Below are 19,543 nucleotides of genomic sequence, written 5' to 3' on the forward strand. Positions count from 1 at the left end.
GGCGTGGCCGGCGTCCGTGCTACGGCGGATCGTCGTCGACCACCGATGATCGCCAGGCACCCGGCGAGGGTGAGGCACGCGCCCGCCAGCACCGCAGCCATGTGCGGGAGCGTCATCGGGACCACCCGCCCTCGGTGCCGTGCAGAAATCCGAGGTCCATCCCCACCTCGTCGAACGGACGCCGGTTCTGGGGCAAGAGCTGGAACACTCCGCGCGGGTCATTGCCCTTCGGCGCGAAGATCCGGTTCATCGCGACGCCGCCGTTCTCCCCGACCGAGGTGACCTCGGCGATCTCGGAGACGAACCGTGTCCGGCGGCCCTCAGGGGTCGTGGTGTGGCGCAGGTGCACGACGTAGTCGATGCCCTGAGCAGCCAGGCGGGTGACGAAGGCGTCCGACCACCCCGAACCCGCGCCCTTCATCGTGGCGGTGACCAGGCGCTCGAAGGCGTCCGATGCGGACCCGGCGTGCAGCGTGCACATCGATCCCGGCATGCCGGCGTTCATCGCCTCGAGCATCGGCAGCGCCTCCGCCCCGCGGACCTCGCCGACGATCACCCGCGTCACCGACATCCGGAGGGTCTGGTGCAGGAGATCCGACAGCGTCATCTCGCCGGCCGGACGACCGGTCGAGGGATCGCGCTCGGTCGAGCCAGCCCGGCACTCGGCTGCGTACAACAGCGGTGGCCGCTGCGGGAGCCGATGTAGGTTGAGTTCGAACTCCGTCTCGAGCGTCGCAAACCGCTCGCGTGGGTCGATCTCGCGTGCCAGCGCCCGGAGCATCGTGGTCTTCCCGCAGGCCGGCATACCCGTCACGAGGGTGCTCTGCTTCGCCTTGACCAGTGTCGCGAGGAACCGCCCTATGACGGGGGAGACGGTGCCGAGGCGGACCAGGTCGTGGAGCTGGACGTCGACGAGGCGGTGCTTGCGGATGGTGACGACCGGTCGCGGGACGACCTCACGCATCGCCGCGAGCCGGGAACCGTCCGGCAGCTGCATGTTCAGGCAGGGTTGGGCCGGGGAGAAGGCGCGCTCCGAGCTCCCGTGGTGCGCAGCGATGTGCTGCAGCTGCTGAACCAGGTCGGCGTCGGTGTCTGCGATCGGGCTCTCGGCCTGACGGATGGAGCCGTCGGTCAGGCGCAGGACCGGGGTCTCGCAGCCGATGATGTGGATGTCCTCGACACCGGGCAGGTCGAGCAACGCCTGGATCCGGCCGAGGCCCCACACCGTGTTCTCGACCGTGTGGGCGATCGTCCGCTCAACGTCCGGGTCTAGCTGCTGCTCGCCGTCGGCGATGCGACGCCGTGCCTCGATGTCGAGCTCGGTCTGGATCCAGGCGAGCATGATCTGTCTTTGGTCGGCCGGATCGAGGCGATCCCGGTCCGGCTCGTCGGCGAGGCGCTGGAGGACCGCGGTGTGGATGCGTTCGGTCAGGCGACGATCGGCGTGCGGGCTCCGGGTGGCTCCGTTCGAAGGGCGCGTCATGCCGCACCGTTCCCGCCCGTGCCGGCCCCGACCAGCTTTGCCGCGATGCGATGGGCCCCGCGTTGGAGTGGACTGCGGTCGAAGGCCCGGGCGGGCTGAACCCCTTCACTCCAGACGTCGGCCGATCGTCGGTCGCGGGGGAGCTCACCCAGCAGTGGGAGCTCACAGGCGGCGGCGATCTCGGACGACGAGTACGGCTCGTCCGGACCGACGACTAGCACGGAGACTCGGATGTCTCCGGCCTCGACGCCGAGCTCCTCACGAAGGAGTGGAGCGACACGGGACGCGGTACGGACGGCCCGGAGACCGGACCCGACAACGAGCACCACCACCTCGCAAGCGCGCAGGAGCGGGATGACACCGTCGAGGACTGCGTAGCGACCGCAGTCGGCGATCGTGTCCGCCCCGGTCATCCGGCCCAGAGCCGTCGCCAGTTGGGTCCAGGCCACGCTCGGTGCCTGCCCGACGCAGCCGAGCCCGGCAAGCACCGGCGGCGCATGAGGTGCCGGACGGTGGACACGTCGGCGGAGTGCCTCATCCATGCCGGTGGACCGGAGGTCGACGACCGCGTCCGCGAGACCTGCGGCCGACGGCCACTCCCCACCGCCGAGGCCGGCACGGATGTCACCGCCGAACGGGTCCGCGTCCAGCAGCAGCACGCGGCGGGGCCACTGCGAGGCGACCGCGAGCGCAGCCGTCGTGACACCGGGGCTGCCCTTCGCCGAGACCATTCCGATCAGCACCGCGGTCACCTCCGCCCCACGAGGACGACGGCCACGCGATCGTCCACCGATGCGAGCGCCAGCTCTTCGGCGTCGGCCTGTCGGACGAGAACGTCGATACCGCGGCGGCCCGTTGCGTCCGAGTCGCCCGACCGCACGACGACGGCCCGGCGAGGAGGGCGGCCGCCACCGGTCACGACGAGAACCTCGTCACGCGGGCCCAGAGACTCGGACGGGGCACGCCCGGACTCGACCGACAGCCCCACGACCGCCTCTCCCGGGGCCGGCAGTCGTTCGCCGGTGACCGAGTCCGGAGTGAGGACCTGACCTGCTCGGAGATCGGTGGAAGTCAGCTTTCCGACGACCGAGTCGACTTCGCTCCACGGCACCGTGGCCAGCCCGGTGTCGCTCGGCAGCTGCACCTCTCGAAGGTCGGAGATGCGAACGGTGGCTCCGAAAGCCAACGGCTGTGCGACGCCGACCACGCCGTCCCGGCTCACCGCGGCGCGGTAGGCGTAGGCGCCGAGCAGTGCACCGATGATGGCGAGGACCACCGAGAGCAGGAGAACCCGTGACGAACGCCGTTGCCGCAACGGTCGTGCGGCCGAGTCGGGAGGAGCGCTCCGGGCGTGGGCCGTGGCGATCATGACCCGTCACCACCGACGAGCACCTGGACCTCGTCGACCGCGAGCGTCGTCTGGTTCGGGACACGGACGACCTGTTCACCGGTCACCGGCCCGCCGTTGCTGGCCCCGGACCACGTCACGGTCCAGACGCTGGTCGCGGTGATGGTCCACCGTCCCGCTCCCGCGGTCCGGACCGGGAGCGACCGCTGCAGGTAGGTGTAACCGCAGTCTGGCGATGGACCCTCCTGCCCGGTCCAGGGCGTTCCGGGCCCGGAGCATTGAACGGTTCCACCGGGAGGCCCCATCGCCCACTCGACCTCCGAGAGGTGTGCGGTCGCGGTGACGCTGGCTGCGCCGGCCGTCGCGGTGACCGAGATCGGCCCGGCAGCTGCCGGACCGCCGTCGATCCACAGCCACATCGGCACCCCGACGAACCCACGATCACCGGTCGACGCGTGCAACACAGGCGCGGGCAAGGGCAGTTGTTCGATCGCTCGCTGAGCGAGGATCTCGGGCGAGACGGCCGGGTCCTGCGTCTGCGGTTCGTCGGGGGTCGGAACATCGATCAGACCGGAAAGATCCTGTACCGGCCGTTGGGTCCATCCCCCGCTGGGTCCGGCGCCTCCGGGAACCGCCTTCACCGGGGGAGGAGGTGGGGGAGCCGGAGGTCCCGTCGGCTCACCGGCTGCGACCTGACGCGGCCGTTCGGGAGTCCGAGGCCTCGGTGTCTGCTGCTCGCGTGACCGCCGCTTCTGTTCGCCGGCACCGCGGCGTCCCGGGTCGACAGCACTGACCAGACATCGTCCGATGCTGTCGACGACGGTGCAGCGCGGTGGACTCGCCGGGGTCGCATGAACCGTTGTGACCACCAACGAGGGCAGGACCAGGGCCACCACCGAGGCGCTCAGCACGGCTCGGCCAATGACGGTGCCGTTCGGTCGACCACCCACCGGTCGCCACGGGGGATCACCTCGGCCCGATAGAGATAGCGGGGGACGCGGTTCGCCAGGTCGTCGAGCACCTGGCCGTCGTCGTCCGAGACGAGTCGTGAGCCGCTGATGTCGACGCAGTCGACGATTGCGACCCGTTCGGCTGCCACGGTGGCAACCTTGGGCGCGCGGGAGACCGTGCCTTCCGTGTGCGCCGGAACCCCGGAGTAGTTGGCGATGTCCCTGTCCAAGGCCTGGAGCGCCTGCCCCGTGGCGACCTCCCGGGTCCGGGACGTCCAGTCTTGCGAACCGGGCGCCGCGAAAGCGGCGTCGGTGACCGTCCAGAACTCCTCGTAGGCGGCCAGCGCGTTGCGTTCGATCGGATCGGTCGTCGAGGGCGTGCTGGTCCTCGATGTCTCGTGGGGACTCGGCCCGGAGCAGCCGGCGACGACTGCGGCCGCGAACAACGGGATCAGCCACCGGTGGCCGTGCCGTGTTGTCACTTGTCCCCCTCGAATGCCGGTGCAGCTGAGAGTGCACCGAGGCGTGGTCGCTGCGTTTCTCCTGCGTGGTCGGTCCGTGGCTCCGATCGCTGATCGAAGTCACGTGGATAGCAATCTGATCGGGACCCGGGGACGGAACGGCAGTAAGTCCCCTGATCGGACCAACAACACGTCGACCACGGTTCGCTCGCGTGAACGGGGCAGTCTGCGGATCTCCCGATGGGAGGAGTCCGCGATGCCGTCCGACCGCCTGATGCGCGCAGCGTGTTCGCTGGCTGCCCGGGGTCTGTACGTGTTCCCGCTCCGACCCGGGAGCAAGATCCCTGCGGTTCGACGCGACTGGGAGGGATGCGCGACCACCGACGTCGAACAGATCGAACGGTGGTGGCTGCGCGCGCCGTACAACATCGGGGTCGCGACGGGGCCGTCACGGCTGTTGGTGGTCGACCTGGACGCGCCCAAGCGCTCCGATCTAGATCGGCGCCACGGACGGCAGGTGCTGGACGAGCTCGCCCGGAAGGCGCACGAAACCGTCCCCCGAAACACGCTGATCGTAACGACCGCCGGCGGTGGTCAGCACCTGTACTTCCGGGCTCCGACAGACCGCTCGCTGACCAACACCGCGGGCCGGCTCGGACCGCACATCGATACCCGTGCCCGAGGCGGGTACGTGGTCGGGCCCGGTTCACGGAGCGGTAGGTCGCTCTACCGGATAGTTCACGGGACTGACCCGGTACCGGCACCGCAGTGGATCGTCGCATTGCTGCAGCCGTCGATCCCTCCGTGTCCACCACGCCGGGAGACACCCCACCCCGCGTACGTCCGAGCGGCGATCGAAGGCGAGATGCGACGGGTCGCCGAGGCGACGCCGGGACGGCGTAACGCCACGCTGTTCAAAGCAGCCGCCCGGCTCGGGCGTTTCGTGCACTCCGGCCAGGTGAACGACGGCGACGTCGACGCGGCTCTCAGCACAGCTGCCTCCGGGCACGTGGGTATCGACGGATTCAGCCCCTACGAGATCCGACGGACCATCCGGTCGGGTATCGCCAGAAGCGTGCAGGGTGCAGGGAATCGTCGGGGCGCTGACCCGATGCCCCCGCAGCGGTCACGCACGAGCTGAGGGGCGACGCGGCTATGCCGACCGCCCGATCACCTGAAGACGAGGAACACGGCCCCGGCGCGCGCAGCCCGGTAGACCAGTAGCAGCGCCCCGAAGCCCGCGACGATCCAGGCGATAGGAAGCAGGAGCCACAGGTCCGCGTCGTCGGTCTCGGGGGCCGCGACGACCGGTCCGGAAGGGCCGCCGCCGAAACGATCGCTGAGCGTGGCGCGCGAGAAGAGCGCAGTAGTGGATAGTCGGCTACCCCCTCCCGAGACCTCGACTCGAATCTCGTCGACCGGCTGACGCAGAGACCGCCAGACCGTCGCGGCGATGTGATCGACCGTTGCGGCCGTGCCGGGACATCCCGCAGCGCGGACGTTCATCACGACGCCGGCCGCTACGGAGGTGCGCTCAGCAGTGATCGATGTACAGCCGGTCCGGACGTCGAGGTCTCCGGACGATCGAGGCATGCAGGCGCTGCAGACCAGCGCCAGAACGACAACGCCGACGGCTACGCGCATGAGGGCCATGCCGCCGAGGCTCGAACCGGTGGGGTCCCCAAGCAAGGAGAATCTCCCGGTTGTGGATAACCGACGATGTCAACCTCTGTCGATGGCGCGCCGGACGGACTCGACGCGTTTGTGTCCGACGTCGGCACGACGCCCCGCTTCCGCGCCGGCGCGGTACCCCGTCCCCGACAGTTTCCGTGGGCGGGCCGTCCGCAGGTTTCCGAACTGCTCGTCGTAGGCCCGGTCGACGAGAGACCGACGATCGGCGAGGACCAGCGCAGCCGACGGACGTCCTGCCGTGAGCTGCGCGTCGTGGTCTCGGACGGCGGACGTCCCGGCGTCGGTCAGCCGGCGGTGGACCTCCGCCGCGAAGCCGATGAGCCAGGTTCGGCGAAACGCCGTGGTCGACTCTTTCGACCACGCCGGAGGCCGTTGCCGAGTCAGCGATCGGGTGGCCTGGAGCAGCAGTGACGTATAGGTGAGCTCTACGCGGTTGAGGTCCGACTCGAAACCCATCACCGTGACGGCGGCGGTCTGGCCCCGGCCGAATCCCGGATGCCGGACGACACGGCAGTTCGACGTCGCGGCGACGCAACCCGCCAGCGTCGCCTTCTCCGTCGAGTACGGATCGGTCATGGTGATGCGGCGACTTCCGATCACATCCTGCTTCTCGCCGGACGATGCGACCATCGCGGCGTCGACGCCGTGCTTGGCCATGATCTCCGCGGCCTTGGAGTTGTAGACGTCCGCCTCGTAGGAGGTCGCGGCCCGCTCGGCCTTCGCGAGCAGCTTTCGGATGGTCTCGAGTTTCTGGTCCTCTGTGTCCACGGAGCGCTTCCTCTCAGCAGTCGCGCCCGTGATTCGGGCGAGCACCAGGTCGTCGTACTGATTCACTGCTGCTCTGCCGTGGTCGATCAGCGAAGTAGGGCTCTTCCGCACGCCGCCAGCCCGGTGTGGAGATGCCTCACAGCTGTGGCGGCGTTGCCGCTTCTAAACGTCTGCCACGGCCAGAACTCCACCGCTACGTCGCGATGGGATCCCGCACCCTCTTCGCACCAGCCGCCACGGAAGACTGCGGCGGCATGGCGGCAACGACTCCGATCTAGGTAACTCTGCTCGTCGCGATCCTCGGCTTGCTCGGTACAGCTACGGGCGCTACCTGGGCGGCCGCGATCACTCAGGCCCGCTCGGACAAGCGGGAGAAGGCAGCCCGGAAACGAGAACGCAAACGCGAGCGAGAGCGATGGGATCGCGAGGACAAGCAGAACGTTGCGGACCAACAGCGGCAGGTCTATCTGGACTTCTACACCGCTTTGCAGGAGGCGTCGGTGGCTGTCACCGCGTCACGAAGCGGAACTGGGCTCGAAGCGGCAGCCGCCGCTGTCGGCGTTGCGTTGGACAACACTCACCCGCTTCACATCTTCGGGTCGTCAGAAGTGTTTCAGGCGGGGTCCGAAGCCGCGTTCTGGCTCTCACGCTGGTGCCAGACCGATCTTGACGATGGGGGCCGGGCCGGTGTCATGAGCGCTCGGTTCGGAGAGTGGGAGAATCGTCTGAGGGCGGCGATTCGCGTAGATCTACATCTTCCGGCTCTCAGCGACGCCCCTCCGTTCCAGATGGAGACACGGGACGACGCCTAAGTCTGGGCCGCGGGGACGGGCAGGTCGCTCCCATCACTCGAGCGCAGCCTCGTATTCGGCAGCCTGCGCAGGAGTGAGCGTCCGGGTGACGCGCACGATCGAGGTGCCGGAGACGTAGTTGTACTCACCAGCCAGCGCCGGGGCGGCCTCGGCGATCTTGTTGATGTAGTCGGCGCGGGCTTGGGCCTGGTCGGCAGTCTCGAAGGTCTCGACCTTCCCGCCATTCGAGGTCGAGAGCGGGTCTGGATCGCGCTGTTCGGCCGGGACGCGGGAGTCGGTGAACGTCATCGCCGAGGTGCAGCCGCTCGGGCGGCCGAGAAGGTTGTTCCGGTCGTTCTTGGCGGTGATGGCTGCGCCGGCGGCGGCGCTGGTGACCTTCGCGGTGAGCTTGGCGACGACTTGGTCGGCGGTCGCGGCGGGTTCGGAGCTGCATCCGACGACGGTGAGCGCTAGAGCGGCGCCCGTGGTGAGTGAGGCGATGCTTCGGCGCAAGGTGTTGCGGGTCGAGGTCACGGGGAGCAGTCCTTCGGTTGGGGAGCGTGACCGGGATACCGATGGGGAGGGGCCGCCCGTTACAGACATAACAGACCGATCGAGTTGGGGGTGCCGGAGCGATTCATCGCGTCGGCGATATAGTCGGCTGACCGAGGCATCGTCCGCGAGAGCCCGGTCTACGGTGCTACGGCTAGTCCTGCTGAGCAGGCCTAGTCGGATACGGACAGATGCACGTGGTCGTAGTGGCCGCCCGTGGCATCGTTCGGGTCGTAGACGCCGCCCCCGTTGTACGGACGTCCCCAGCCGTTCTCGTCGGGGGCGCCGGGTGTCCAGATACGCCCCTGCCAGATGATGTAGCTGACCTTCAGCTCAGAGGCGTGCGCGCGCAACCACTCGGCGAGGCGCCAGCCGTTCTGCAGTTCCTGGCCCTCGGGAAAGCGCCCCGCCGCCGTGGGGAAGAAGTCACATGCTCGCCCTTGAGGGTGGTCGCTCGTGGGGTTCCAGGCGTGCGCATCCCAGCAGCCGGCCGAACGCAGAGTGCCGCCGCTCTTGCCGGGGAGCCCGAAGACCCGTGCGATCTCGTCGTACGCGTGGCGCGTCGTGGGCGTCAGGCAGCGTCCGCCGGTGGGATCGTCGGCCGTGCACCCGGTGCTCGCCTCGCTCGCCGGGGCGGGTGCGGGAAGATCGGCGGTACCGGGCCCTCCGGCCGCAGCGCTGTACTTGTCGACGAGCGCGTGGACCCGCTCGATGTACCCGCTCACGAGGTCGGCACAGCCGGCGTCGCAACCGGCCTCGCCCGCGGTCGGAACACCGGTCTTCGATCCGGTGACGCGACCGCACCCGGCGATGTGGCAGACGAGCATCGCGTCGAGCGGCGGTGTCGGCTTCCGGGTCGCCCGCAGGTGGGCGGACGCGATGCGGAGGTTGTCGCAGACCCACGGGATCGCGCGGCGGAGATGGACGTCGGGCTGAAGGACGTCGCTGCTCGCTGCGGGTGGGGTGCCCGGCCAGGGAGAACCTCCGGCGGAGCGCCAGTTCGCCTCGTTGAGCTGGTAGAGCCCGGCTGCCCCGCCGTTGACGTCACGGCTGAACGCCGTCGAATCCCAGCCGGATTCGGCCTCGACGTGCGCGAGTACCCAGACCGGCGGGAGCTCCGGACAGGTCGTCGCGGTGACGGCGGTGATGGTTCCCAGCTCCCGGGATGCGAGGGCAGGGAGGGCCGACGCGTTCACCGTGGTCGCCGATATCGCGGTGGCGAGGCTTCCGGTGACGGAGGCGATGAGGACCAGCGGGAGGAGAAGGACCGCGACCAGGACGCCGCAGGCGATGGAGACGCCGCGCATTCGATGTCACTCGTCGTTGTCGGGCGTTCGGGTCGGCAGGGTCGGCAGAGGTGTGTGGCCGTTGAGGCTGCGATAGCGGGTGTTCTGCTGGCAGTCGGCGAATGGTCCGAGCGGGGTCAGAAGCTCACGCAGACACGGGTCGAGGTGGTCGCGGATCCAGATCGACATGGCGACGCCGGGTTCTGCTGCGAGTTCAGTCCAGGCGCGCCGGAGTGCCTCCAGGCGGAACACCGCTTCGGCGTGCTCCCACCACAGCGGGCACCAGGTGAGCTCTCCGCGGAGCGGGCGGGCGATGACGGAGGTGACTGTCTGGTGCACCCAGTCGATCAGGGCGTCGATGTCGAGCTCGCCCTCGTCGGGCTGTGCGCTCGTCAGCGAGGCCGTCTCGGGAATGGGCATGCCGTTGAGCAGCTCGTCGATCAGGTCGGTCTGATGCGTGCGCCACGCCTCGAGGGCCTGGACCCTTCCCAGGAGTTCCTCGATCAGCTCTTCCGGCGTTCGAGCGGCGGCCGCGCCGGACTCGGGGGTCGTCATGGTCGGTCTCCTGGGAGCGGCCCCGCGGTGTCGTCGGGAGTGCTGGGGGCGACGCGATTGACGGGGTTGTCGGTACCGAGCGCTGCCGCGGCGGCCAGCCGGAGCTCGGCGAGGGCGATGTCGGCGTAGTCGCCGATATCGATGTGCTCGCGCTCGCGGTACCAGGGGTGGAGGATGCCGAGCCCGGCGCGGCGGCCGGTCGAGAGCAGGACGGCCCGGTCCCGTGGGATCGCGCGTAGCGCTGATGCCGGCATGACGGGTTCGCGGGCTTCGGAGTACTGCCGGGAGGTCCGGGTGCGGTCGACGCTGGTCGAGATGCGCTCGACGTGGTGGTCGCCGATCAGGCCGGACAGTTTCTGCAGGAAGGCATGGTCGTCGACGCCGGCTCCGACGAGCTTGATCGTGGCCGCCGACCACAGGGCCTGCGTGCCCTGCTCGCCCCACACACCGACGCCCTGCTGGTAGCTCTGCAGCATGGTCAGGACCTGGATACCGCGGGAGCCGTAGTGGCTGTAGAGCTGCGGTAGGGCCCGGATCGGGCAGATGTTGGCCGCCTCGTCGAGCACGGCGACCACGGGCGGTTCGAGTCGTCCTCCCGATGCCTGCGCGAGGAGCTCAGCGATCTCGAGGATCCGGTCCACGAGTGCTGTGACCACGGGTGCCGCCGTTCCGGCTCCTTCCTTGGACAGCAGCTGAACGGTGGCCCGGCCCTCTCGGCCCGCGGCGAGGAGATCCCACAGGTCCAGTTCGTTCGGCGGGTCGACGACGAGCGAGTCGCCCCAGGTGTCGGGAGGGGTGATCCACCGCATCAGCCGTTCCGAGGTGAGCGACTTCGTAGCGGTGCGAGCGGTTTGGAAGATGCCCTTCGTGGTCACGTCCGCGCCGGAGAGGGTGGCCTCGAGGTCCGCGGCCTCGGTCTCGGCACCGGCCTGGTCGAGGGCGGCGATGGCGTCACGACGTCCCGGCTGCAGCCAGGCCACGACATCCCGCATCGTCCCTCCGCTGATCGCTGCCGCGAGCAGAGTTGCGGTGAGGACCTGCTCTGCAGCGGAGTGGAAGAACGGGTCACGGCGCTCGCCGCCGATGGTGCCGACGAAGTGGCCGGCGAGCCTGGCGGCGGCTTCGACCCGTTCGGTCGGGTCGGCGTCGGCGATGCTGCGCAGCGGGTCCCACCACCAGGTCTGCTCGGCGTGGGCGATGCGCTGCGGGTCGAAGGTCCACACGGGGCCCGCCTGTCCTCGCATGCCCGCGGTCAGGGCCCAGAGGTCGGCCTTGTTCGAGGTGGCGACAACGAGACCGGGCGCGGAGAGAACCGTGGGAACGGCGATGGCGCTGGTCTTGTTGGACCGTGGCCCCATGATGACGAGGGCGACGTCCTCCCATGACATCCAGACCTCGCGTCGATCGATCGTCAGCAGCCGGATACCTCGGTCGAACGAGTCGGCGGCGCCGGCCGTAGGCCGGAGCTGGCGTGCCCTGGATCGTGCGGCGTCACCGGTGAGCTCACCGAGGTCGCTCGCGCGAAGCATCGAGCGGCGGGGGTCGCCGCGGCGTCCGCGATTGCGGAGCAGCACTACCCCGAGCAAGCCGGCCACACCCAGCTCGACTGCGGTCAGCACGATGATCACAAGAACGAAGATCGAGGTGATCGCGCCCGGGACGAGGACGGCCTCTGATCCACCCCGCGCCAGGGCGCCCAGGATCGGACTTTCGATCAGGGGGATCGACCAGGTTCCGAGCCCGGTCAGCGACGCGGTTCCGGAGGCGACCCACACGTTCCCGTTGAGCAGCACGGCCAGCGAGATGACACCCAGCAACGTCAGTGGTGCCATTGCTTCCCGTAGCCCTCCCGGAGTCACGAGGCGTCCTGGCGGAAGGCGCGGTCGGTGTCGTGCAGTGCGATCTCGCTCGGTGTGAGCGTCAGCGCGACGGGGAGACCGACCCGCTGGCCGGACTTGATGAGGTACTTGCCCCGCCCCGGGTGGATGCGGCCGGCGTGCCATGTCGGCGGGGCGGCCCAGGACGTGATGAGCGCCGCCTCGCCCTCGCTGAGCGAGGTGATGCGGCGGAGGCCATCGAGCTCCTTCTCAGCCATCCCGCCGAGAAGCAGGACGCCGTTGCGGGAAGCCATCCCGCGGGCCTTCGCCCGGTCGGACTCGGTGGGCAGGGCTTCGAGGTCGTCGAGGGAGTGGGTGATCTGGAACGAGACGACGCCGCGATGGCGGCCCAGTCTCGTGATCCGGTCGGACCGTTCGACCAGGCCGGGTGCGACGCGGAGCGCTCGCCAGAGCTCGTCCTGCACCTGGACGACGTTGCGGCGCCGTGAGCCGTACGCGGCGGCGTCGGTCAGGGCGGCGGACCAGGCCCAGGAGCAGAGCATCGCTGCGGCCACGACGTCGTCGTCATCGTCGTCGAGCGCGCTGATATCCAGGGACAATGCGGGGGTGTCGGGGTCGAAGCGGGCGGTGCTGGGACGGTCGAAGATGCCCCGGATGGCGCCCTCGCACAACAGGCCGAGCGCGTTGATCAACGAGCGGGCGCTACGGCCGTAGTCGAGCTGGTCGTCGCACGCCGCGATCGTCATCAGCTCAGGTGCACCGAAGACGAGGACGGCCAGGACGTCGGGGATCAGGGGTTCACGATCTCCGGCGGTGGACACGGCACGGTCGAGCGCTGCACCGAGCAGCCGTCGTTCGGTGACGTCGGGTTCGTTGCGACGAACGATGGTCACGAGCGCATCGAGGAGCGACAGCCGTCGCGCCCGCAACGTCTCGAGCAGCCGTGTCCGGTCGGCGTCGGGGGCGTTGCGCAGCGCGGCGCGCAGCGGGCCGGCGTCGAGAGGGTTCAGGGCGTGCAGGCCGCGGCCGAGTCGCCAGACCGCGCCGTCGAGCGCGTGGACCAGGGCGGTGTACTCGCCCTTGACGTCGCCGGGGACCACGGCGCGCATCCCGAAGCCCACCAGGCCCGCCAGGAGGCGCTTCGTGATCGAGGACTTGCCGATGCCCGGCTGTCCCTGGACCCACACACCGGTGTTGGACACGAGACCGGTACGCAACCAATGGGCCGGATCGAGACCGACCGGCTCGGCGGTGTGCAGGTGCCGCCCGACCGGCACGCCGCGGACGTCGGATCCCGACGAGGTGGCGAAGGGAAACAGCCCGCAGATCTGGCTGGTGGTGCCGGCGAAGCGGCTGCCGGCCTCGACGTGCGCGGCACGGCCGCCTCCGGCTACGGGCCAGCCCCAGCTACGGGGGACCGGATCCGCGCTGTGGTCCGCGATGGTCATGTGTGTCTCCTCAGCGGTGGTGGCGGTGGGTGAGCAGATCGGCCGGGTCGATGCCGATGCCGAGCGAGGCAGCGAAGCCGGCGGCCTGCGCGCCACGCAGCCGTCGCAGCCGCAGCTTCGACTGGCCGGCTCTTTGCTCGACGTCGGCGATGGCGGCGGGAAGATCGTCGTCGTGGAGCACCGTCGTCGTGACGTAGACGGTGAACCGGCCGACGCCGGCGCCACGTGCTTCTTCGCGTGCGGACTGCAGGGCACGGGCCCGGTCGTCGCGTTCGCGCTGGGTCTCGTCGCGGCGGGTGCGTTCGGCCCAGGCCCGGCGGACCTGACCCGAGGTCAGCTCGGCTTCGACCTTCGCGGCGGCCTGGTCGGCGGGGTAGGGCTGGTAGAGCCAGGTGGTCCGCCGGGGGAACGGGCCGGGGGAGAGGAGAGGCCCGAGGACTCCGGATCCGACGGCCTGGCGCGGCGCTTCGCGCAGAGCCCAGGAGACGGACAGGCCGCCTTCGTGGCGGTAGACGTCCCAGCGTTCGCTCGCGGCGACCGGGCCCGCCTCGCTCCAGGCCATCACTGCGTTCGACTCGGACAGCCGCGCGAGCTCGGGCCGTAGGTGCGGTTCGAACGCGGCCCGGATCCGGCCGGTCAGCCAGCCGGTGGTGGCCCGTCCGAGTACCGCGACGCCGCAGGCGGCGAGCTGGTTCTCGATCGCGGGGAGTCGTCGGCCCACCTCGACCGCGGCGGCCAGCAGGTCGGCCGGGCGTGGTGTCGCGCGGGCCGGGTCGAGGCAGATCGAGACCCGGGTGTCGGTCTCGGCCGTCGTGGCCGGGGTGAGCTCGGCCAGCTCGGTGAGGATGCGGCGGGACAGCTCCGGCGCGGAGGGGTCGAGGGCGCCGGCGATGTGGTCGCGCACGGTCGTCCCGCCAGCGGGCGCGGTGTCGACGGTGACGGCGAGATGGCGGGTCAGCGGGACGTAGCCGAGGTCGGCCAGCAACACACCCCAGGAGGCAACCCACCTGTCGGCGTGCTCAGGATCGGCGAGGTCCAGGCCGATGGGGGAGCAGCGCAGGACGGCGGTGAGGGTTCCGTTGCGGCGGTGCCAGAGCAGCGCGTGGCGTCCGCCGCGTCCGTCGTCGATGTCGAGAGGGCGGAGGGGTGCGAGCACCCCGGGTAGGTCTGCTGCTCGGGGGTGTTCGGTCAGTACCCCGGCCGACAGCTCGGTCCAGCCGGCCGCCCGCGCTCGATGGAACCTGACCCGCCGCAGCACGATGTCGAGGCCACTCGTTCCGCCGACCCGCACGAACACAGCAGCCACGGTGATCGCACAGACGCCGAGTAGTGGAAGGGCAGCCGACGGCAGGGCGGACACGGCGAGCAGCGGTACCAGCACCGCGAGGAAGAGGATGATCGTCGACGTCGTGGACAGCGATCCGATGCCCCAGCCGCGCTCAGACCGCCAGTTGCCGTAGAGCCGCGGACCGGGGGCGGCATCCTGTTGGTCGAGGCTGCTCATGGACGTTCCTCGGTTTCGTCGCCGGTCATCCCGCCGGCCACTGCCCGCCCGGCCGACGAGGCCGCGGCGCCGAGTGCAGCGGCACCGGCGGCGACGCCACCCGTCGCGGCGGCCGCGGATCCGGCCGCAGCGCCCCCTGCAGCACCGCCCGCGGTCGCGCCTCCCGCCGTAGCGGTAGGCGCCGCCCCGGTCGGAGGTGAGTAGCCGCCCGAGGTCGCCTGCGAGCCGGGACCGCCCGTGTCCATCGCGGCCGCACGGTCCACGGCACCGCGACCGCCGCCCTGATACATCCCGATCGCCCCGGCGGCGCCGAGGAACCCGGATCCGCTGCCTCCTCCGCCGACCTGGGTGCCCGACCACGCGAAGAACTTCAGCAGTGCCGGCATCGCGATCACTGCCAGTAGCAGGACCATGAGTCCGGTGATCATCGTGGCCAGGCCGCCGGCATCGGCGGCACTCGGCGACGACAGGTAGGAGAACCCGATGTAGTAGATGAACGCCGCCGCGGGCTTGTAAGCGACCATGGCGATCAGCCAGACGACGAGCTTGTCCAGCCAGCCTCGGGTGGACCGTGTCAGCGAGCCGGACGCGGCCAGCGGCACCATCGCCGCGAGTACCAACAGGCCGGCCTGGCGCATCGCCATCAGAACCCACTGCACCAGCGACAGCACGGCAGCGACGAGCGACATGAGCAGAACCGGGAACGTCGCGTCGGCGTCGGTGAGGATGTCGCGCATCAACAGCGCGAAGTCGTTGGACGCACCGTTCAGCAGCTGGCCCGCGATCGCGTCACCTGCTCGGAGTGCGCCCTGCAGCACGACCAGACCGAGCGCCGAGACGGCCGCGTAGCGGATGAGCCCGGTCGCGACCATGATCAGCGGTTCGCTCTTGCGGGACAGGATCAGCCGGATCGACTGCACGAGGACGGAGCCGACCAGGATCACCAGGATCAGCTCACGTGTGGCGCCCTGGGCTGCGGCGACCGCGGGGTCGTTCGGGTTGATGCTGTCGGTCTCGGTCCACCAGGTCGCGGAGGAGACCACCAGCTCGGCGGCCCCACGAGCGACGTCGGTGATGATGCTGTCGAACGCCGACGCCGCGGCGCGGCAGCCCAGGTCCACACCGCAGTCGTCCGCCTTCTGCAGCAGGTCGGCGCTCATAGCTGGAACGCTCCGACCAGCAGCGCCGCGACCGAGGCCAGCGCAAGCCCGCCGAGCACCCACGCCGATCCGACGAGGCCTTCGTAGGCGGTCGCCGACCGGTTGCGTCGACCGATGATCAGCATGAACGCGCAGATCAGGATGCCGAGGACTCCGGAGACGAGAACGCCCCACTTGAGCCAGCCGAGCAGTTGGTTGGCCAGCTCGCCGAGACCCGGAGGCACGACAGGGCCGGGGTTCGGTACCTGCTGTGCCAGCCAGAGCGCCGCGAGCGTGTTCATCGGTCCCGCCCGGGAGTGCGACTTATGGCAACCCTTCGAGCAGGTGCGGCGCGGGAGGCGTCGGGGAAGCGACGCTCCACGGCAGACCTCAGATCGAGTACAGCGTTCGCGAAGCTCCTCAGACGGCGGGGGAGATCGCCATGGCTGCCTGAGAAAAGGCCCCGGAGCTCCTCTGTCGGAGCAGGAGTTTCGGTCCAATGCCGGACGAGCGGCATCAAGACGACCGACGAGGTGTGCGGCTCGATCAGTCGGAGTCTGGCTGTCACCGATCTACTCGGCTGGGATAGATCCGCCGCATTGACTGCGAGCACCGGCCGACGTCCGGCTGATGCGCCGACAAGCTGTGCGGCCCGCGCGGCCTGTACCAGCGAGTCGCCGCTGGACCTGCAGACGAGGATGTCGACGCGCTGGTTTATGGATACCCCACGATCCGTCGCGCCGATCGCGGCGGCGATCGTCGTCGTTCCGACGCCACCTGAAACACCCACCACCGAGACTCCGCGGCGACGTCGCCCAGACCTCGACTCTGGTCGCGTCGCCCAGCCTGCTGATGCATTTGGACTCGTCATCCGGCACCTCCCTCCACGTTGGAGGAAGCATGTGGTCCGGGGCCTGCTGCGTTGTTGCTTCTCGTGGCCGAGCCGTGACCACATCCTGACCACGCCGTGGTCACGGTGACCGCAACCTGGTCGACATCTCGAGCCGAGGAAGTCGGGTGACGGCTCATCGAGAAGTGATTGCGGAAGTCTGCGCGACGGAGCGCCGCCGGTGGCAGGCGGTCGAGCATCTCTCTGCTACCCGGTTTGCCGTCGACCGGTGACTGCGCGCGCAGTCACCGGGATATTGGCGAGTCGCATACGGTTCGTTGCCGGCCTGGTCGCTGGGATGGGCGGCCGTTGTGCCGCATATCGACCGACGAAAGGGCCCCAGGTCCCAGTTCCAGTGGTGCCAGGTGGAGATGGGGCTCGAGATCCGCCGGATCAGGGACCGGCCACCGACGCCACCCGGGGGGGGCGCCGACGTCGCGGACCAGGTCTCGGAGATGCTGGCCCGCCTCGGCGACGTCGAACACGGCCTGGCCGCGATCGCCGGCGCCTTCGAAACCGGGGCCGGCGCCGAGGGCGACGAGAGCGGCCCGATCGCCCTCACTCCGCCCTGCGCTGGGCGGCCCTCGACGAAGAGGAAGCCGTCTCCAAGGTGGAAGGCGTTGGGCGACTGGGTGGCCACCGTCCTCAACGCCCAGTACCGCCTCACCCGCGCCGAGCTGCCCGACTGCTGGCCCGTGCACCCGCGCGCGGTCCGCGAGCTCGCCTGGCTCCGCACCTGCCACGTCGCCGCATCCGCGCCGTGCCCCGGCCCCGACGTGGTCGCCGAATGGCGCGTGCGCTGGCTTCCCGCCGCCCTGCACAACCCACCAGCGCGATCGACCCCCGCGAATGCGCCCCCGGCCGGCACCGGCTCACCGAAGAGGAACGCCGACTCCACGAGCTCGCCCTCGAACGGGCGGCCAGGAAGGGCCAGCCGGTGCCGCAACTGGCCGCCGAGACCGGCCCCGACCGGCCCCGCTACCTCCCCGCCCGGTTTCCGCCGCGGCGCAGCCACGACCCCGGCAGCGACGGCTTCGACACCACCACCCGCCCGCAGAGCCTCGACCACGAGACCCCGGCCCCGCCGAGTGGCCCTGAGCATTGGCGGGCGTACTACCTCGACGCCCGCGACGCCGACCTCCAACACCGCACCGAGCAACGGTGACCAGTGACCGCGGGCCCGCCACAACGGCTGGAGCGGGGGGGTGGTTGGTGCGTCGACGAACCCAGCGTCGGGATCGTTGTGGCCTTCGCGGGCCTGGCCACGACGAGCCCGTCATCTCGGCCTACGTCGTCGCCGACCGTGGGAGACAGGGGTGCCGTTGAGGGCCGCGTCACCAACGGCGACGACGTGCTGGGCGCGTGGCCGCTTAGTGGGCCGATCGAGCTGGGATCAGCGCGAATCCGACTGCAGCGGCGACGAGTGCGGCTGCGGCCGCCGCGCCGAAGGCCTGTTGGAAGCCGGCGTCCCCTGCCCCGGCCGAGAGGCTCAGTGCAGCGATGCTCGAGACCGTGGCTACGCCGATCGAGGCTCCGAACTCGTGGAAGGTGCTGAGCAGGCCGGAGGCGATGCCGGCCTCCTCGTGGGCGACCTGGCCGAGTGCGGTGGCCGAGGCGACGACGAAGAGAGCGCCGATGCCGAAGGCACCGAAGCTGACGCCGATGGTCGTGGCGAGGGTCGTAGTCCATAGGGCCGGGACGAGCAGGCCGATCGCCGCGACAACCATGCCGCCGGCGCCCAGGGCGCGCGCGCCCAGCCGCCCGATCAGGCGCCCGCCGAGGTTCGCGCCGGTCATGGTGGCGAGGGCGATGGGCAGGAAGAGCAGGCCGGTCACGAGGGGGCCGTGCCCGGCGGACTGCTGGAAGTAGAACGTGCCGAGGAAGAAGATCGCGACCATGAGAGCGGTAGCGATGAGGATGACGAACACACCGGCGGTCACCGGTCGGCGCCCCAGCAGGCCGAGGTCCATGAGAGGCGAGCGAGCCGTCTTCTGCCGCCAGGCGAACAGCAGGTAGAGAACGATCGCGGCGCCGGCGGCCACGAGAGTTGTGACGCTGGCCCAGCCGGCTTCACCGGCGACGGTGAGTGCGTAGATGGCCGAGCCCGTCGCCGCGGTGACCAGCAGTGCACCGAGGATGTCGAGGGTGCCGCGTGATTCGGCCAGGGCCGGCAGGGTCGGCAGTACACGGAGCAGGCCGACGAGAACGATCACGCCGACCGGGATGTTGATGAAGAAGACCCACGGCCAGCCCGGTCCTGCGGTGATCAGACCGCCGAGCAGGACGCCGACGGCGGCTCCGCCGCCGCCAAGCGCCGACCAGATGCCGAGTGCCCGATTGCGTTCGTCACCCGAGAACAGGCGGACCACCACGGACAGGGCCGCCGGCGAGAGCATCGCGGCGCCGAGCCCCTGTGCGATCCGGCCGGCGAGCAGCATGGTGGCGTTACCGGCGAGTCCGGCCACGAGGGATCCGATACTGAACGCGGAGAGTCCGGCGTAGACGATCGCCTTTGCACCGAACAGGTCTGCGCTGCGGCCGCCCAGCAGCATGAACCCGCCGAACGTCAGCGTGTACGCGGCGACGACCCATGTGACCGCTTCCCGGGACAGGCTCAGATCGATGCCCATCTGCGGCAGCGCGATGGCCACGACCGTCACGTCGAGAATCAGCATGAACTGCGCCGTTCCGAGGAGACCCAGCGCTGTCCAGCGCTTCGGGTGCAGCCCCTGTTCGACGCCGGGTTGGTCCTGCGCGGTAGACATCCGAGCCTCCTAAGTTGAACACTGGTGTTCAGGTTCCGAGTGCTACCGTAACTCATACGTGGCTGTACGAGAAG

19 protein-coding genes are annotated in these 19,543 nt (G+C 70.1%); 3 read left to right on the top strand and 16 right to left on the bottom strand.

Features of this window, described 5'->3' with window-relative positions:
* Positions 1–112: 112 nt before the first annotated feature.
* From EV383_RS12105 to EV383_RS32645, 4 genes are all read right to left on the bottom strand, one after another.
* On the bottom strand, positions 113–1,483 hold the full coding sequence (locus tag EV383_RS12105; protein ID WP_130290001.1) for a TadA family conjugal transfer-associated ATPase: 1,371 nt from the start codon (positions 1,481–1,483) through the stop codon (positions 113–115).
* Complete coding sequence (locus EV383_RS12110) at positions 1,480–2,142, bottom strand: CpaE/TadZ family protein (protein ID WP_130290002.1); 663 nt, start codon at positions 2,140–2,142, stop codon at positions 1,480–1,482. The genes EV383_RS12105 and EV383_RS12110 overlap by 4 nt, the downstream gene beginning before the upstream one ends.
* Positions 2,143–2,231: 89 nt before the next feature.
* Complete coding sequence (locus EV383_RS12115) at positions 2,232–2,759, bottom strand: SAF domain-containing protein (protein WP_130290003.1); 528 nt, start codon at positions 2,757–2,759, stop codon at positions 2,232–2,234.
* Positions 2,760–2,848: 89 nt separating this feature from the next.
* The gene (locus tag EV383_RS32645; protein ID WP_278044832.1) at positions 2,849–2,971 is read right to left on the bottom strand and encodes a hypothetical protein; all 123 of its coding nucleotides are present in this window, start codon (positions 2,969–2,971) and stop codon (positions 2,849–2,851) included.
* Positions 2,972–3,170: 199 nt separating this feature from the next.
* Here EV383_RS32645 and EV383_RS31135 point away from each other — a divergent pair, with 199 nt between their 5' ends.
* On the top strand, positions 3,171–3,332 hold the full coding sequence (locus EV383_RS31135) for a hypothetical protein (protein ID WP_165438316.1): 162 nt from the start codon (positions 3,171–3,173) through the stop codon (positions 3,330–3,332).
* Between the two features lie 403 nt (positions 3,333–3,735).
* Here the strand turns inward: EV383_RS31135 and EV383_RS12120 are convergent, their stop codons facing one another.
* Complete coding sequence (locus EV383_RS12120; protein WP_130290004.1) at positions 3,736–4,263, bottom strand: hypothetical protein; 528 nt, start codon at positions 4,261–4,263, stop codon at positions 3,736–3,738.
* 235 nt (positions 4,264–4,498) lie between these two features.
* On the opposite strand from EV383_RS12120, the gene EV383_RS12125 reads away from it, so the two are divergent.
* On the top strand, positions 4,499–5,383 hold the full coding sequence (locus tag EV383_RS12125; protein ID WP_130290005.1) for a bifunctional DNA primase/polymerase: 885 nt from the start codon (positions 4,499–4,501) through the stop codon (positions 5,381–5,383).
* Between the two features lie 29 nt (positions 5,384–5,412).
* Here EV383_RS12125 and EV383_RS12130 read toward each other — a convergent pair whose 3' ends face one another.
* From EV383_RS12130 to EV383_RS12170, 10 genes are all read right to left on the bottom strand, one after another.
* The gene (locus tag EV383_RS12130) at positions 5,413–5,895 is read right to left on the bottom strand and encodes a hypothetical protein (RefSeq protein ID WP_130290006.1); all 483 of its coding nucleotides are present in this window, start codon (positions 5,893–5,895) and stop codon (positions 5,413–5,415) included.
* A 69-nt stretch (positions 5,896–5,964) separates the two neighbouring features.
* Positions 5,965–6,702, bottom strand: coding sequence for a DUF2786 domain-containing protein (locus tag EV383_RS12135; RefSeq protein WP_130290007.1), 738 nt, complete (start codon positions 6,700–6,702; stop codon positions 5,965–5,967).
* An 845-nt stretch (positions 6,703–7,547) separates the two neighbouring features.
* Positions 7,548–8,027, bottom strand: coding sequence for a hypothetical protein (locus EV383_RS12140; protein ID WP_130290008.1), 480 nt, complete (start codon positions 8,025–8,027; stop codon positions 7,548–7,550).
* A 191-nt stretch (positions 8,028–8,218) separates the two neighbouring features.
* Positions 8,219–9,241: a VldE C-terminal domain-containing protein gene (locus tag EV383_RS12145; RefSeq protein WP_130290009.1), complete on the bottom strand. Its 1,023-nt coding sequence runs from the start codon at positions 9,239–9,241 to the stop codon at positions 8,219–8,221.
* 117 nt (positions 9,242–9,358) lie between these two features.
* Complete coding sequence (locus tag EV383_RS12150; protein WP_207223497.1) at positions 9,359–9,886, bottom strand: DUF4913 domain-containing protein; 528 nt, start codon at positions 9,884–9,886, stop codon at positions 9,359–9,361.
* Complete coding sequence (locus tag EV383_RS12155; protein ID WP_165438317.1) at positions 9,883–11,718, bottom strand: type IV secretory system conjugative DNA transfer family protein; 1,836 nt, start codon at positions 11,716–11,718, stop codon at positions 9,883–9,885. The genes EV383_RS12150 and EV383_RS12155 overlap by 4 nt, the downstream gene beginning before the upstream one ends.
* A 23-nt stretch (positions 11,719–11,741) precedes the next feature.
* On the bottom strand, positions 11,742–13,172 hold the full coding sequence (locus EV383_RS31140; RefSeq protein WP_165438318.1) for an ATP-binding protein: 1,431 nt from the start codon (positions 13,170–13,172) through the stop codon (positions 11,742–11,744).
* A gap of 10 nt (positions 13,173–13,182) precedes the next feature.
* Positions 13,183–14,676 (bottom strand): SCO6880 family protein, encoded by a 1,494-nt coding sequence (locus EV383_RS32650; RefSeq protein WP_130290011.1) that lies wholly within the window; start codon positions 14,674–14,676, stop codon positions 13,183–13,185.
* Positions 14,673–15,836: a hypothetical protein gene (locus EV383_RS12165; RefSeq protein WP_130290012.1), complete on the bottom strand. Its 1,164-nt coding sequence runs from the start codon at positions 15,834–15,836 to the stop codon at positions 14,673–14,675. Before EV383_RS12165 ends, EV383_RS32650 begins: the two co-directional genes overlap by 4 nt.
* Complete coding sequence (locus EV383_RS12170) at positions 15,833–16,117, bottom strand: hypothetical protein (RefSeq protein ID WP_130290013.1); 285 nt, start codon at positions 16,115–16,117, stop codon at positions 15,833–15,835. The genes EV383_RS12165 and EV383_RS12170 overlap by 4 nt, the downstream gene beginning before the upstream one ends.
* 1,524 nt (positions 16,118–17,641) lie before the next feature.
* Here EV383_RS12170 and EV383_RS12175 point away from each other — a divergent pair.
* Entirely contained in the window at positions 17,642–17,869 is a 228-nt protein-coding gene (locus EV383_RS12175; RefSeq protein ID WP_130290014.1) for a hypothetical protein, read from the top strand.
* Between the two features lie 205 nt (positions 17,870–18,074).
* Here EV383_RS12175 and EV383_RS12180 read toward each other — a convergent pair whose 3' ends face one another.
* Positions 18,075–19,469, bottom strand: a complete 1,395-nt coding sequence (locus EV383_RS12180) for an MFS transporter (RefSeq protein ID WP_130290015.1) — start codon at positions 19,467–19,469, stop codon at positions 18,075–18,077.
* Between the last annotated feature and the right edge of the window lie 74 nt (positions 19,470–19,543).

This window comes from Pseudonocardia sediminis (assembly GCF_004217185.1).
In the GTDB taxonomy this organism is placed as follows: domain Bacteria; phylum Actinomycetota; class Actinomycetes; order Mycobacteriales; family Pseudonocardiaceae; genus Pseudonocardia; species Pseudonocardia sediminis.